At 65.0% G+C, this 13988-nt stretch carries 10 protein-coding genes and 1 pseudogene; 5 read left to right on the top strand and 6 right to left on the bottom strand.

Features of this window, described 5'->3' with window-relative positions:
- The first annotated feature begins 30 nt into the window (after positions 1–30).
- The 5 genes and pseudogenes from I6H87_RS33575 to fnr all read left to right on the top strand — a co-directional run bounded on the left by I6H87_RS33575 (position 31) and on the right by fnr (position 5131).
- Complete coding sequence (locus I6H87_RS33575; protein ID WP_041688718.1) at positions 31–321, top strand: nucleotidyltransferase family protein; 291 nt, start codon at positions 31–33, stop codon at positions 319–321.
- 8 nt (positions 322–329) lie between these two features.
- Positions 330–493: pseudogene (locus tag I6H87_RS33570) on the top strand (helix-turn-helix domain-containing protein); the annotation flags it as partial.
- Between the two features lie 1020 nt (positions 494–1513).
- A complete protein-coding gene (locus I6H87_RS33565) occupies positions 1514–3679 on the top strand; it encodes an adenylate/guanylate cyclase domain-containing protein (RefSeq protein ID WP_082236124.1) in 2166 nt (721 codons plus the stop codon).
- A gap of 190 nt (positions 3680–3869) precedes the next feature.
- Positions 3870–4340: a phage integrase N-terminal SAM-like domain-containing protein gene (locus tag I6H87_RS33560; protein ID WP_011154189.1), complete on the top strand. Its 471-nt coding sequence runs from the start codon at positions 3870–3872 to the stop codon at positions 4338–4340.
- A 65-nt stretch (positions 4341–4405) separates the two neighbouring features.
- A complete protein-coding gene (fnr, locus tag I6H87_RS33555; protein WP_041688844.1) occupies positions 4406–5131 on the top strand; it encodes a fumarate/nitrate reduction transcriptional regulator Fnr in 726 nt (241 codons plus the stop codon).
- A gap of 620 nt (positions 5132–5751) precedes the next feature.
- On the opposite strand, the gene mobB is transcribed toward fnr, so the two are convergent.
- The 6 genes from mobB to I6H87_RS33525 all read right to left on the bottom strand — a co-directional run bounded on the left by mobB (position 5752) and on the right by I6H87_RS33525 (position 13985).
- A complete protein-coding gene (gene mobB / locus I6H87_RS33550; protein ID WP_011154187.1) occupies positions 5752–6315 on the bottom strand; it encodes a molybdopterin-guanine dinucleotide biosynthesis protein B in 564 nt (187 codons plus the stop codon).
- A gap of 137 nt (positions 6316–6452) precedes the next feature.
- Positions 6453–7205 carry a peptidylprolyl isomerase gene (locus tag I6H87_RS33545; protein ID WP_011154186.1) on the bottom strand — a complete coding sequence of 251 codons (753 nt, stop codon included), beginning with the start codon at positions 7203–7205 and terminating at the stop codon, positions 6453–6455.
- 27 nt (positions 7206–7232) lie between these two features.
- Positions 7233–7916, bottom strand: a complete 684-nt coding sequence (narI, locus tag I6H87_RS33540) for a respiratory nitrate reductase subunit gamma (RefSeq protein WP_011154185.1) — start codon at positions 7914–7916, stop codon at positions 7233–7235.
- 48 nt (positions 7917–7964) lie between these two features.
- Complete coding sequence (gene narJ, locus I6H87_RS33535; RefSeq protein ID WP_011154184.1) at positions 7965–8639, bottom strand: nitrate reductase molybdenum cofactor assembly chaperone; 675 nt, start codon at positions 8637–8639, stop codon at positions 7965–7967.
- Between the two features lie 37 nt (positions 8640–8676).
- Positions 8677–10227, bottom strand: a complete 1551-nt coding sequence (gene narH, locus I6H87_RS33530; protein WP_011154183.1) for a nitrate reductase subunit beta — start codon at positions 10225–10227, stop codon at positions 8677–8679.
- Positions 10224–13985: a nitrate reductase subunit alpha gene (locus tag I6H87_RS33525; RefSeq protein ID WP_011154182.1), complete on the bottom strand. Its 3762-nt coding sequence runs from the start codon at positions 13983–13985 to the stop codon at positions 10224–10226. Before I6H87_RS33525 ends, narH begins: the two co-directional genes overlap by 4 nt.
- Between the last annotated feature and the right edge of the window lie 3 nt (positions 13986–13988).

Here is a 13988-nt window from a genome sequence, read left to right as displayed (position 1 = left end):
ATTTCCCCGAATTTCAAAGGAAAGATGCCCATGCGACCGTCCGTTGTGCTTGACCTCAAGCGCAGCGCCATCCGCGAGGCGGCGAGCCGCTTTCGCACGGCGAACCTGCGCGTGTTCGGCTCGGTGCTCCACGGCACCGACCGGGACGGCAGCGACCTCGACCTGCTGGTCGACGCGCTGCCCGGCGCGACGCTGTTCGACCTGGGCGGCTTGCAAGACGAGCTGGAAACGCTGCTTGGCGTCCACGTCGATCTGCTGACGCCTGCCGACCTGCCGCCGAAGTTCCGGATGAAGGTGCTCGCGGAGGCGCGGCCGGTATGAGCGAGAACCGGCTCGGCCGCAAGGGCGGGCGCAAGCCCAAGATGACGGACAGCAAGATCGAGTCGGCCAAGGCGCTGCTCGCCAGCGGCGTCCCGCCCAAGGACGTGGCCAAGAACCTGGCGTGTCCATTCCTACGCTCTACTGCTGCGTGCCGGCCTCCGCGCACGCTTAACTTACGATTTTTTCCCGTGTCGTGAGCAGCGGCACCGCCTACCGGCAGCAGAGTGGCTCCGCTTCGGGCGCGGCTTCACCGCTGCTGAAGCCGCGTCCCTGTTGCGCCAGTTTTTCGCGTGTTCAGACTGACAGCGTGGGCTGCAGCTCTATATTCGCCTTCTCGCAGCCGGTATCGCGCGCTGCGGGCCCCTATGAAATACGCTGAGCCGCCCCTCATTCGTACATCGACCAGGCCAGGCGTCGGTTTGCATAATTTTGCTTCCTGCATGCCGCCAGCCAGTGGGGCGTGGCTGGAGGCATGCAGGAACAACACCCACTTAGTTCACCCCACCCACTGGGGCGCCGCCACAAAGCCCGCACTCGCCGTGAGTGCTGCCGAGCAGAGGGCTTTGAAGGCGTGCGATCTCCCTTGGCAACGCATGCACCTCCGGCGTGCGATCCCTCGCGGCATCTCAACGTAGAGAAGTAATGAGCAGCATACGCCTTAAGGACGCCGGCAAGTCAACCAATTCGCCCACCGCGTTGCCTTTAACGGGGGGCAGTTCGAATAATATCTTGAAAATTCGGTGCGCAAGATTTACGAATCCATTGGGAGCTGCAAGTGTTGAGCCAACGGTGTTCGGCGTGCCGGCCAAGATACAATCCGCTATCCATAAGCCTTCCGGTTATGATGAATTGAGCGCGCTGTGCTCTTGATGCGTCGCGACATCGCGGCCGCGTGAGCCCTGGAGAGGCTGAGGCGGGGCGACACGACGCGAAGCGTCCGACCTCCCAGTCCTCGGACTGAGTTGATAGCAGTTGGCACGTCTGGGACGCGAGCGTGCCGATGCCTGGCTGACGGCAAGCTTCGACGCGCCGGGTCAACGCTCGTCGATAGACATTACCGACACCTTCCTATGAGCGGAGCGAGGAATGCCGAATGTCAGCGCCACCCAGCCGATCCTACGGGGTCAGCCCCCGGAAGGTCAGGGCGGACCATTGAGCGCGCTCGGGCGAGTACCGCGGAGGGAATGACCTCATGTCTGTCCCTCGCCTCAAAAGGCCCTTCCGCCCATCGGCTGCCGTTAGCGGTAAAACCGGAAGCCTGCGGGTGCGGGTGCTGCTGTTGGTGCTGCTTGCCATTCTGCCAATGCTTCTGCTGATTCTTGCCACGAACCTTGAGGAGCGGCATGCTGCGGAGAAGCGCGTCCAGGAAGATACCGTACGCCTGCTCCACCTGACGATCAGCCAGCACGAGCGGTTCATCGAGGGGTCACGACAATTGCTCATCGCGCTGGCCCAAATTCCGGTGGTGCACGATCGCTCCGAGGCGGCCTGCAGTACTCTGTTTGGTAATTTCCTTAAGCAGTACCCCTTCTATGCCAATCTGGGCGCTGCGGACCTGGAAGGCAATGTGTACTGCAGCGGGCTGCGCCTGGCCGAACCGGTGAATCTCGCCGATCGTGGCTATTTCCAGCGTGCGCTGCAGTACAAAGGCCTGGCGATCGGAGATTACCAGATCGGCCGCATCACCGGCAAAGCTAGTGTGAACTTCGGCTATCCGATCCTCGATGAGACCGGCTCCCCCAAAGGGGTGGTATACGCCGCACTCGATCTGAGGTGGCTCGAGCAGTTGGCCGTTGAGGCGCGTCTGCCGCCCGATGCCGTGCTCATCGTGCTCGACCGCCACGGCACCGTGCTCTTCGAGCATCCAGATTGGCGACGCTGGATGGGGGTCGCCGCGGCGGGTAACCCGCTGGTCGAAGCCATTCTCTCCCACCAGGAGGAAGGCACGGTTGAGCTCCCCAACCTGGAGGGCGTGACCAGCCTGTTCGCGTTCGCGCCGCTGCGCAGCGCACGCGGGGTGGTCATCACCACTCAGGGGTATCTTGCGGTCGGCATCCCGACCTCGGTGGCGTTCGCACAGGTGAACCGCGCCTTCGCCTACCGCCTGCTGTTCTTCAGCGCAGTCGCCTTGCTCGCGCTGGCCACGGCCTGGTGGTTCGGCGCGGTCTTTATCCTGCGTCCGGCACGCGCCCTGCTCGCGGCCACCGAGCGGCTGGAGGAAGGCGATCTTCAAGCGCGCACCGGGCTGTTGCCGGGGCATGGGGAATTGAGCCAATTGGCCGGCTCCTTCGACCGGATGGCCGAGCGGCTGCAGGAACACCAGGCTCAATTGCGCCACGCGCTGACCGAGACCACCGAGCTGAAGGATCTGCTCGACAATGTGTTCGCCTCCATCGTCAGCGGAGTGATCACCACCGATCTCCAAGGGAAAATCATGCTGTGTAATCTGGCCGCCTTGCCCATCCTGGGGTATCGGGAGGCCGAAGAACTGGTCGGGCGCAACATCGTCGAACTCCAGCCTCCGTTGGGGTTGGCCCTGCTGTCGCACGTGCTGAGCACGGCTCGCACGGACAAGCCGGTAATCGGCCTTGAGCTCGCTCCCACTGTCACAGGGCGCGGTACTGTCTATCTGCGCTTCAACCTCTCCACGCTCAAAGGCTTGCAGCAGCCCCAGGGCATCGCGATCGTGCTGGACGACGTGACGGAAAAGCGGCTGATGGAAGCCCAGCAGCAATTGCTGAAACACATGGTATCGCCGGCGATCCTGGCGCAGATTGATACCGAGCATTTGCAGCCGGCGGGCAAGCGCACCGAGATCACCACCCTGTTCGCCGATATCCACGGCTTCACCGGCATCAGCGAGCAACTGAATCCGGACGATCTGTTCGGCTTGCTCAACCGCTATCTCGGTGTGATGACGGACGCCGTGCTGGCGCAGGAAGGGACGATCGACAAGTTCCTGGGCGATGCGGTGATGGCTTGGTTCAATGCCCCCATCCCCCAGCCCGACCATGTAATGCGTGCACTTCGCACCGCGCTCGGTATCCGGGAGGCCATCCAGGCCCTGTACCAACAGATCTCCCCGCTGTTTCACCTCTCCGTCGGTATCGGCCTGCACGTCGGCGAGGCGGTGCTGGGACTGGTCGGCGGCAAGCAGCGCATGGAATACACTGCGATCGGCGACGATGTGAACATCGCCAAGCGCATCCAGGAACATGCCGGGATCGATCAAATCCTGATCAGTGCCGCCGTCTACGCCCGCGTGCAGGATCAGGTCATTGTGCGTCCGGTGACCGTCATTCAGGTGAAAGGCCGGCAGAAACCGTTGGAAGTATATGAACTGCTCGGATTGAAGTAGGGGGCTGACCAAGATACCGCCTTGTACTAAACCGCTGACGCGGTAGTGGGAGGGAAGCGGAGGCCAGTGCCTGGCGTTCTGTGAGAACGGTTGTCTGGTGCCGGGCCCAGGGAAGGGATGAGCCGGCGGCTGGGAGCAGCATGGAGGTGCCCGACCGGGCATTTCATTCCGTGTTCCCAGGAGGTTCGTCATGACACCGCTCCGCGAACGCATGCTGGCCGACATGCAGATCGACAACACGCAGAAGTCCTATCTGCTGCAAGTTTTCAGTTTCGCCCCGCACTTCCGGCGCTCGCCTGAACTACTCGGCCCCGAAGAGATCCGTGCCTGGCGCGTCTATCTGCGTGAGGAGCGCAAGCTTGCGCCCAGCAGCCTCTGTCCTGCCATCGGCGCACTGCGGTTCCTCTATCGCGTGATGCTCAGACGCGACTGGAGCGATGAGGACTTCCCTCTCCCGAAGAAGCCGGTGAGGCTGCCGGTCATCCTGAGCCAGGACGAGATCACCGCCTTCTTCGCGTCGGTTGCCAGCCTCAAGCAGCGCACCATCCTGATGACCACTTCACTGCCAGCGCGATACCGCCACACTTGGGCGGCGCAGTGCATCCCACTGAGCAAAGCCAGCCAAAAAATGCAAAAAAGTACTGAAATTTTCATATTCTGATTCAATGCCGCATCGCATCGCACGGTAAAATGATCGTGTCGCGGGACCAATCCTGCAGGTTCCAATTGCTTCCATCCGTTCCCATTACCGAGATGTCGCCCCGTTGCTCCACGTGCACGATGGGGCAACTGTGCCTTCCGATGGGGATGTCACAGCAAGACCTCGCCAGGATGGACACGCTAGTGCAGGAACGCATTCGCGTTCAAAAGGGTGAAACCCTGTATCGCATGGGCGATCCGCTCGCTGCCGTCTACGCGGTCCGCTTCGGCACGCTCAAGACCCACGTCACCACCGAAGACGGCCGTTCGCAGATTACCGGTTTCTATCTGCCTGGCGAAATCGTCGGCCTCGACGGGCTGGGCGAAATGCAGCATGCCTCCGATGCCGCCGCGCTGGAGGATACTGAAGTCTGCGTCGTCCGCCTCAACGACCTGCAATCCCTGTCGGCCGACTTGCCCTCGTTGCAGCACCAGTTCCTGCGCCTAATGGGCAAGGAAATCACGCGAGACCAGCTGATGCTCGTCATGCTGGGCGCGATGCGGGCCGAAGAACGTCTTGCCGCCTTCTTGATCAACCTGTCGGAACGCTTGTCGGCGCGTGGCTATTCGGCATCGGAATTCGTAATGCGCATGAGCCGCGAAGAGATCGGCAGCTACCTGGGCCTGAAGCTCGAAACCGTCAGCCGCCTGTTCTCGCGCTTCGCCGAAGCGGGGCTAATCCAGATTCGGCAACGCCACGTCAAGCTGGTGGACATCGCCGGCATCAAGGAACTCTACAGCCGCTCCTGCTGAAGGGCATAGACGGCGCTGCGCCGCTTGCGCCGCGCGGGCCGGAGCGAAGCCGTCCATTCCAGTTCGCCGGTATCGCTGAGCCTGGTCGGTATGGGAGTAGCGCGTCAGCTCGCTGGACGACGCGCAAAACAGGCAGGCCAGCAGGAAGTCAATCGTAAAGACGGACCTCGCGCGACGCGTCGCGCGGATGGCCAAGAAACGGCCTTATAAGCAAGATTTGCGCCAACTGAGCGCCGCGCGGCGCGAGAGGTGGCGAGGCGATCATTTTCAGGTACATCTTTCAGCAGTTCAAGGTGTTGGCATACCTGAGTGCGGTCGACAACGTGCTCCTGCCTTGTCGTTTCTCCAGTTTCACCCATCTGCGCCGCGAGCAGGCTTTGTTGGGGCCGGGTGCGAGAGCTCGCGCAGATGCTCCCCGGCGACCTTCAGTTGGCGCCCAGCATGTGGCATCGCCTTGCCACTCAACTATCGGTGCGCCGGGAGATGCGCCGGGAGCAACGGGCTGCCGCAGCGCGAGCCTTGATCGGCGGACGAGAACTCGTTTGTGGCGCGGCCCGAGTCGCACCGCTGTGGCATCTGCGCGCGGTCCTGGGGCGTCGACGCGACAGGCGGAGCCGCGCTTATGAAGCGTCGGGTGCGCGGAAGCCGTGGCGATGCGCTGCGGGATGCAGCATCCGTTTCCCAGTATGGCGCTCCCGCAGCGCCAAGATGAACTGGGCGACTTCCGGCGGATGATTGAGCGGCAGACAGGGCAGCGCGGCGTCGGTGTTTCGGTCGGTGGCCAAGGCGACGATTGACGGGTCGCAAGGGTAATAGGGCTCGCGTCCGTGCACCGGGCGATACACCTCGATGCGCGGAATCGCGTCGCTGCGGAAGCCTTCCACCAATGTCAGCTCGGCCGGCGCAAGCCGGGCGAGCTGTTCGGCCAAGGTGGGCTCGGCATCGCCGCGCAGTTCATGCACGATCGCAAAGCGGTAGGGCGAGGCCACCATGACCTCGCTGGCGCCGGCGGCACGAAAGCGTGCGCTGTCCTTGGCCGGAGGTTCGAGCTCAAGCGGATGGTGGCTGTGCTTGACGACGTTGACGCGCAGGCCGCGCTCGCGGAACCACGGCAGCATGGCCGTGATCAGCGTGGTCTTGCCGCTGCCGGACGTGCCGGTGATGCCTACGACGAATTCTTGCATGACGCTTACTCTGTGTGTGGGACGTGAGCGCACAGCCCGGCCGCAGGGTGCTGTCCGCGAGTTTTGAGCGGGCGGGCGCTTGCAAGGGCAGAGTGCCCTGATGCAGGTCGGGCTCCTGTACGGCCTAATCGCCGGCACTACTGCACCAGCGGGCTGTCCGCGCCTTCCAGTTCGATGCCATCGATGCGGGCACGGCCGATCAGCAGGCTTGCATACTGCTTCCAGGCGCGGTCGCGCGCGGCGGCTGCGAGGGCGCGGGCGATATCGCCGCGCACCGCGTCGAAGGGCAGGCGCGTGCCGGGGTAGCGCTCGAGGATGCGCACGATATGCAGGCCGAACCGGGTTTCGACCAGTTGCGGCAGTACGCCGTCCTGCAGCGCCCCGAACAGCGCGCGCTCGAACTCCGGTGCGGTCTCGCCGCGGAATACGCGGCCCAGGCGGCCGCCGTTGACGCCGCTGGGGCAGTTGGACAGCGCCCGGGCATGCTCGGCAAAGGTCGAGGGGTCGCCGCGCACCAGCGCCAGCGTCTGCGCGGCGATCTCGCGCAGCGCGTCCAGCGGCACGCGCGGCGTGACCTGGAACAGGATATGGTCGGCCTCGACCCATTCGCCGTCGCGAAAGCGCTCGGGCCGGCTGTCGTAGTGGCGGCGGCAGCTGGCTTCGTCTGGCTCGGGGATGCCGGCCTCGCGTTCCAGCAGGGCCAGCGCCAGTGCGTCGTCGTCCAGCCCTTCGGCGGCGAGGCCGATGCGGTCGGCTTCAGTGCGCACCAGTTGGCGCAGGATGGCCGCGATGGTGGCCAGCCGCGCCGGGTTGGCCGCATCGTGATGGTGGTCCAGCTCGCGTTCGATGTCGGCGTCGCGCAGTTCCACGCCGTTGACGGTGACAGGCATGCTGTTCTCCTTGTGGGGTTGCGGCGCTCAGCGGCTACGCACCAGTTGCCAGGCACGGCCGAGGTAGCCGACCGAGGCAAAGCCGCTCCACACATGCACCAGCCGCGTGAACGGGAAGATCGCGAACAGCGTGATGCCCATGAACAGGTGCGCCTTGAACAGCAGCGGCGCATCCGCGACATAGCTGGCGGCGTCGCCGCGCAGCGTGACGATGTGCTGCGCCCAGGTCATCAGCTGCACCATCATGTGGCCGTCCATGTGGCTGGCGGATTCGAAGATGGTGGACAGGCCCAGCAGCAGCGTCACCAGCAGCCACAGCAGCAGCACCTTGTCGCCGGTGCGGGTGACGGCCGACACGCGGGCGTTGGTCAGGCGGCGGTGCAGCAGGATCAGCAGCCCGGCCAGGCACATGGTGCCCATCACGCCGCCGGCGGCCATCGCCACGCCCTGCTTGAAGCCGTGCGAGACGCCTAGCGCATCCCACACCGCCACCGGCGTCAGCAGGCCCACCAGGTGCCCGAAGAACAGGCCCAGGATGCCCACGTGGAACAGGATGTTGCCGGTGCGCAGGTTGCCTCGGTACAGCACCTGCGAGCTGTCGGTCTTCCAGGTGTACTGCTCGCGCTCGAAGCGCGCCAGGCTGCCGAACAGGAAGATGGCGGCAGCGATATACGGGTAGATGCCGAAGAGGAATTGGTGGAGCGTTGCCATGGTGTGTTAACCCATTGTCTGGTGTTCGGTTTGCATTGCCATGCCCTGTCAGCAGGCAGCCGGCACTGGCGCCTTGGCCCGCGGATCGCGCGGATAGAACTTCACCGCCTGCGGCCCGGCCTGCGGGGCCAGCAGCGGTTCCACGCCATCGGCCCCCGGCCCGAAGGTTTCCAGCGCCTCGTCCATGTCGCGCACCGGCGGCTCCTGCTGCGGTTGTGGCTGCACGTCGGTCAGCGTGCGCAGCACCGCGAACACGCCGGCGTACGGGCTTTGATTGCGCGCCAGGCGCTCGCCGATGGCGGCCAGCACGTGGATCGCTTCGCCCAGCAGCTGTTCGGCGCGCGCTTCCTTGCCGTCGGCCACCAGCGCGCCGAGGAACTCCAGGAACAACGGCACGTAGTCGGGCAGTTCGGACGCCGCCGGTTCAAAGCCTTCGCGCCGGTACTCGTCGATCAGGTCGACCATGGCCTGGCCGCGGTCGCGGCTTTCGCCGTGCACGTGCTCGAACAGGTGCAGCGAGTGCGCCGGGTTGCGGTCGAAGGTGGCGACGTAGTTCTCCTGCAGCGCGATCAGCGACTCGCTGCGCAGCAGGTCGGTCACGGGGGCCAGCAGGTCGCGCACCTGCGGCCATTCGGCCAGCGCGGCATCGATCTCGGGCAGGGCGTCCAGCAGATCCTGCTCGGGATAGCCGAACAGGGCGCTGAGGATGGGATAGAGGGGCATGGTCTTCTCCGGGCGATTCGTGGATGCGGGCACGCGCTCAGCTCATCACGGCTTTCTTGCGCGACTTGGGCATGTCGACAAAGTGGACGCTGCCCTGCGGCTTCTTGCCGAACAGCGCGCCCTCCGAGGTGCCGCCCGAGCAGCCGTTGCCGAAGGTGAAGCCGCAACTGGCCTTGTCGTTGAAGCTGTCCTCGACCATCTCCTTGTGCGAGGACGGGATCACGAAGCGGTCCTCGTAGTTGGCGATGGCCATGGTCTGGTACATGTCCTCGACCTGCGCGGGCGTCAGGCCAACCTGCTCCAGCACGCCCAGGTCCTGCACGCCGTCCACCACCTGCGAGCGCTTGTAGGCGCGCATCGCCAGCATGCGGTCCAGCGCCGACAGCACCGGCATCACGTCGCCCGCGGTCAGCAGGTTGGCCAGGTACCTGACCGGGATGCGCAGGCTCTTCACGTCCGGGATCACGCCGTTCAGGCCCATGTGGCCGGCCTCGGCCGCCGACTGGATCGGCGACAGCGGCGGGATGTACCACACCATCGGCAGCGTGCGGTACTCCGGGTGCAGCGGGAAGGCAACCTTCCACTCGCACGCCATCTTGTAGACCGGCGACTTGCGCGCGGCATCCAGCCAGCTTTGCGGGATGCCCTGGCGCAGCGCCTCGGCTTGCACCGCGGGATCGTGCGGATCGAGGAAAACGTCGAGCTGCGACTGGTACAGGTCGCGCTCATCGGCCACCGACGCGGCCTGCTCGATGCGGTCCGCGTCGTACAGCATCACGCCGAGGTAGCGGATGCGGCCGACACAGGTCTCGGAGCAGACCGTGGGCTGGCCGGCCTCGATGCGCGGATAGCAGAACAGGCATTTCTCGGCCTTGCCGCTCTGCCAGTTGAAGTAGATCTTCTTGTACGGGCAGCCCGAGATGCACATGCGCCAGCCGCGGCACTTGTCCTGGTCGACCAGCACGATGCCGTCGTCCTCGCGCTTGTAGATCGAGCCCGACGGGCACGAGGCCACGCAGGCCGGGTTCAGGCAGTGCTCGCACAGGCGCGGCAGATACATCATGAAGGTGTTCTCGAAGGTCGAGTACATCTCCTTCTGCACGTTGTCGAAGAGCTTGTCGCGGCCGCGCGAGCTGAACTCGCCGCCGAGGTCGTCTTCCCAGTTTGGGCCCCATTCGATCTTTTCCATCTTGCGGCCGGTCAGCACGGACACCGGGCGCGCGGTGGGCGGGGTCTGGACCAGCGGCGCCTTCTGCAGGTGCTCGTAGTCGTAGGTGAAGGGCTCGTAGTACTCGTCGATCGCCGGCAGGTTGGGGTTGGCGAACAGGTTCGCGAGGATCTTCAGCTTGCCGCCCTGGCGCGGCTCCAGCGTGCCGTCGGCGTTGCGCTTCCAGCCACCCTGCCACTTGTCCTGGTTCTCCCATTCCTTGGGGTAGCCGATGCCGGGCTTGGTCTCGACGTTGTTGAACCAGGCGTACTCGACGCCGTCGCGGCTGGTCCAGACGTTCTTGCAGGTCACGGAGCAGGTATGGCAGCCGATGCACTTGTCGAGGTTCAGCACCATGGCCACCTGGGCACGGATCTTCATTGCGAGGCTCCTTCATTCACAGTCAACTTCGCAGTCTTTTCCACGAGCGGCCCTTCCAGCCAGTCGACCTTCTTCATCTTGCGCAGGATCACGAACTCGTCGCGGTTGCTGCCCACGGTGCCGTAGTAGTTGAAGCCGTAGGCCAGCTGCGCGTAGCCGCCGATCATGTGGGTGGGCTTGGTCACGGCGCGCGTGACCGAGTTATGGATGCCGCCGCGCATGCCGCTGGTCTCGGCGCCGGGCACGTTCACGATCTTTTCCTGGGCGTGGTACATCAGGCACATGCCCTTGGGCACGCGCTGCGACACCACCACGCGGGCCGTCAGCGTGCCATTGACGTTGAAGACCTCGACCCAGTCGTTGTCGCGGATGCCGTTGGCCTTGGCCTCGGTTTCCGAGATCCACACGTGCGGGCCGCCGCGCGACAGCGTCAGCATGCGCAGGTTGTCCGAGTAGGTGGAGTGGATGCCCCACTTCTGGTGCGGCGTGATCCAGTTCAGCACCAGTTCCGGGTTGCCGTTGGGCTTCTTGCCCAGCATCGGCGCCACCGTCTTGGTGTCGATGGCCGGCTTGTACACGCACGCCCCTTCGCCGAAGTCCAGCATCCAGCGGTGGTCCTGCCAGAACTGCTGGCGCCCGGTCAGCGTGCGCCAGGGGATCAGCTCATGCACGTTGGTGTAGCCGGCGTTGTAGCTGACCTCTTCCGATTCCAGTCCCGACCACGTCGGCGCGGAGATGATCTTGCGCGGCTGCGCCTGCACGTCGCGGAAGCGGATCTTGTCGTGCTCGCGGCCCTCGGCCAGGTGGGTGTGGTTGCGCCCGGTGATCTTCGACAGCGCCTCCCAGGCCTTGACGGCGACGTGGCCGTTGGTCTCGGGCGCGAAGGTCAGGATCATCTCGGCTGCATCGATCGCGGTTTCCAGCTTCGGCCGGCCCTGGCTCACGCCCGGCTCCTGCACGGTGTGGCTGAGCTGGCCGATCTCCTTCACTTCATGCTGGGTATTCCAGTTGATGCCCTTGCCGCCATTGCCGAGCTTGTCCAGCAGCGGGCCGATTGAGGTGAACTTCTTGTAGAGGTCCGCGTAGTTGCGCTCCACCACGGTCATCGACGGCGCGGTCTTGCCGGGGATCAGGTCGCATTCGCCGGCCTTCCAGTCCTTGGGTTCGAAGGGCTGGCCCAGCTCGCCCGGGGTGTCGTGCAGCAGCGGCGTGCACACCAGGTCCTTGCGCGTGCCCAGATACGGGCCGGCAATCTCGCTGAACTTCTTCGCGATGGCCTTGTAGATCTCCCAGTCGGTCTTGCTTTCCCACAGCGGCTGCACGGCTTCGGACAGCGGGTGGATGAACGGGTGCATGTCGGACGTGTTGAGGTCGTCCTTCTCGTACCAGGTCGCCGTCGGCAGCACGATGTCGCCGTACAGGCAGGTGGTGCTCATGCGGAAGTCCAGCACCGTCAGCAGGTCCAGCTTGCCTTCGGCGGCCGGGCGCACGTTGACCTCGCTCGGCGTGATCGCATCGTTCTCGTCGCCGAACACGGCGTTCTGCGTGCCCAGCAGGTACTTCAGGAAGTACTCATGCCCCTTGCCCGAGCTGCCCAGGATGTTGGAGCGCCACACGAACATATTGCGTGGGAAGTTGGCCGGGTTGTCGGGGTCGTCGCAGGCGAACTGCAGCTTGCCGGACTTGAGTTGCTCGACCGTGTAGGCCACAGGGTCCTGCCCGTTGCGCTCGGCGGCATCGACCACGTCGAGCGGATTGGCGCCCAGCTGCGGGGCCGAGGGCAGCCAGCCCATGCGTTCGGAGCGCGCGTTCAGGTCCAGCAGCGAAAGGCCGTCATAGCGCTTGCGGTCGGCGGTCGGCGACAGGATCTCGTCGACGCCCAGCTTTTCGTGGCGCCACTGGCTGGTGTGGTTGTAGAAGAACGAGGTGCCGTTCATCTGGCGCGGCGGGCGCGACCAGTCCAGGCCGAAGGCGAGCGGGGCCCAGCCGAACTGCGGGCGCAGCTTTTCCTGGCCGACATAGTGGGCCCAGCCGCCGCCGCTCTTGCCGATACAGCCGCACATCATCAGCAGGTTGATGATGCCGCGGTAGATCATGTCGTTGTGGTACCAGTGGTTGAGTGCGGCACCGACGATCACCATGCTCTTGCCCTGCGTGCGGTCGGCGTTGTCGGCGAACTCGCGCGCTACCTGCGTCACCAGACGGGCCGGGACGGAGGTGTGCTTTTCCTGCCAGGCGGGGGTGTAGGGCACATCGTCTTCATACGACGCGGCCACGTTCGGGCCGCCGAGGCCCTGATCCACGCCATAGTTGGCCATTTGCAGGTCGTACACGGTGGCCACCAGCGCGGTGCTGCCGTCGGCCAGCGTCAGCCGGCGCGCCGGCACGCGGCGGCGCAGCAGCTCATCGTGCTCGCCGCCGAAGTAGGGGAAGCCGACTTCAACGACTTCATCGGCATAGCTGACCAGCGACAGGCGCGGGTCGACCGTGCGGCCGCTGCCGCCGTCCTTCATTTCCAGGTTCCAGCGGCCGACCTTTTCGCCGCCGTTGTGGGCGCCTTCGCCCCAGCGGAAGCCGATCGAGCCGTTGGGCGCGACGATCTCGCCGGTGGCGTCGTCAATCTGCAGGGTCTTCCATTCGGGATGGTTGGCTTCGCCGAGGTTATTGGCCAGGTGCGACGCGCGCAGGAAGTGATCCGGCACCAGCGTGCCCTGGTGGTCGTCGTTCTTGCGCAGCAGCACCAGCATCGGCATGTCGGTGTACTGCTTCACGTAGTCGCGGAAGTAGGCGGACTTGCCGCTGGCGTGGAATTCCTTCAGCACCACGTGGCCCATGGCCATCGCCAGCGCGGCGTCGGTGCCTTGCTTCGGCGCCAGCCAGATGTCGCCGAACTTGACCATCTCGCCGAAGTCGGACGAGACCGCCACGGTCTTGGTGCCCTTGTAGCGGACCTCGGTGTAGAAGTGCGCGTCGGGCGTGCGCGTCTGCGGCACGTTGGAGCCCCACACCATCAGGTAGGTGGAGTTGTACCAGTCGGCAGATTCGGGCACGTCGGTCTGCTCGCCCCACACTTGCGGGCTGGCCGGCGGCAGGTCGCAGTACCAGTCGTAGAACGACAGGCAGGCGCCGCCCAGCAGGCTCAGGTAGCGTGCACCGGCGGCATACGACACCATCGACATGGCCGGGATCGGCGAGAAGCCGATCACGCGGTCCGGGCCGAACTTCTTCACGGTGAAGGCATTGGCCGCCGCGATCATCTCGGTCGCCGTGTTCCAGTCCGCACGCACGAAGCCGCCCAGGCCGCGCACGCTCTTGTAGCGCGCGGCCTTGACCGGGTCCTGGCTGACCGATTCCCACGCGGCGACGGGGTCCATGGTCTTGCGGGCCTCGCGCCACATCTCCATCAGGCGGCCGCGGATCATCGGGTACTTGACGCGCTGCGCGGAGTAGACGTACCAGCTGTACGAGGCGCCGCGCGGGCAGCCGCGCGGTTCATGGTTGGGCAGGTCCGGGCGCGTGCGCGGATAGTCGGTCTGCTGGGTCTCCCACGTGATCAGGCCGTTCTTCACGTAGACCTTCCACGAGCAGGAGCCGGTGCAGTTCACGCCGTGGGTGGAGCGCACGATCTTGTCGTGCTGCCAGCGGCTGCGGTAGCCGTCTTCCCACTTGCGGTCTTCGTTCACCACCGCGCCGTGGCCGTCCGCATAGGTGGACTTGACGCGCGACATGAACTTCAGTCGATCCAGGAAATGACTCATTGC

Origin of the sequence: Cupriavidus necator (assembly GCF_016127575.1) — a bacterium.
GTDB classification, from domain to species: domain Bacteria; phylum Pseudomonadota; class Gammaproteobacteria; order Burkholderiales; family Burkholderiaceae; genus Cupriavidus; species Cupriavidus necator_D.
This window is presented reverse-complemented; position numbering and strand designations above follow the sequence as displayed.

Coding starts and splice junctions, on each gene's coding strand:
- I6H87_RS33575 (WP_041688718.1), top strand. CDS start 31: ATGCGACCGTCCGTTGTGCTTGACCTCAAGCGCAGCGCCATCCGCGAG.
- I6H87_RS33565 (WP_082236124.1), top strand. CDS start 1,514: ATGTCTGTCCCTCGCCTCAAAAGGCCCTTCCGCCCATCGGCTGCCGTT.
- I6H87_RS33560 (WP_011154189.1), top strand. CDS start 3,870: ATGACACCGCTCCGCGAACGCATGCTGGCCGACATGCAGATCGACAAC.
- mobB (WP_011154187.1), bottom strand. CDS start 6,315: ATGCAAGAATTCGTCGTAGGCATCACCGGCACGTCCGGCAGCGGCAAG.
- I6H87_RS33545 (WP_011154186.1), bottom strand. CDS start 7,205: ATGCCTGTCACCGTCAACGGCGTGGAACTGCGCGACGCCGACATCGAA.
- narI (WP_011154185.1), bottom strand. CDS start 7,916: ATGGCAACGCTCCACCAATTCCTCTTCGGCATCTACCCGTATATCGCT.
- narJ (WP_011154184.1), bottom strand. CDS start 8,639: ATGCCCCTCTATCCCATCCTCAGCGCCCTGTTCGGCTATCCCGAGCAG.
- narH (WP_011154183.1), bottom strand. CDS start 10,227: ATGAAGATCCGTGCCCAGGTGGCCATGGTGCTGAACCTCGACAAGTGC.
- I6H87_RS33525 (WP_011154182.1), bottom strand. CDS start 13,985: ATGAGTCATTTCCTGGATCGACTGAAGTTCATGTCGCGCGTCAAGTCC.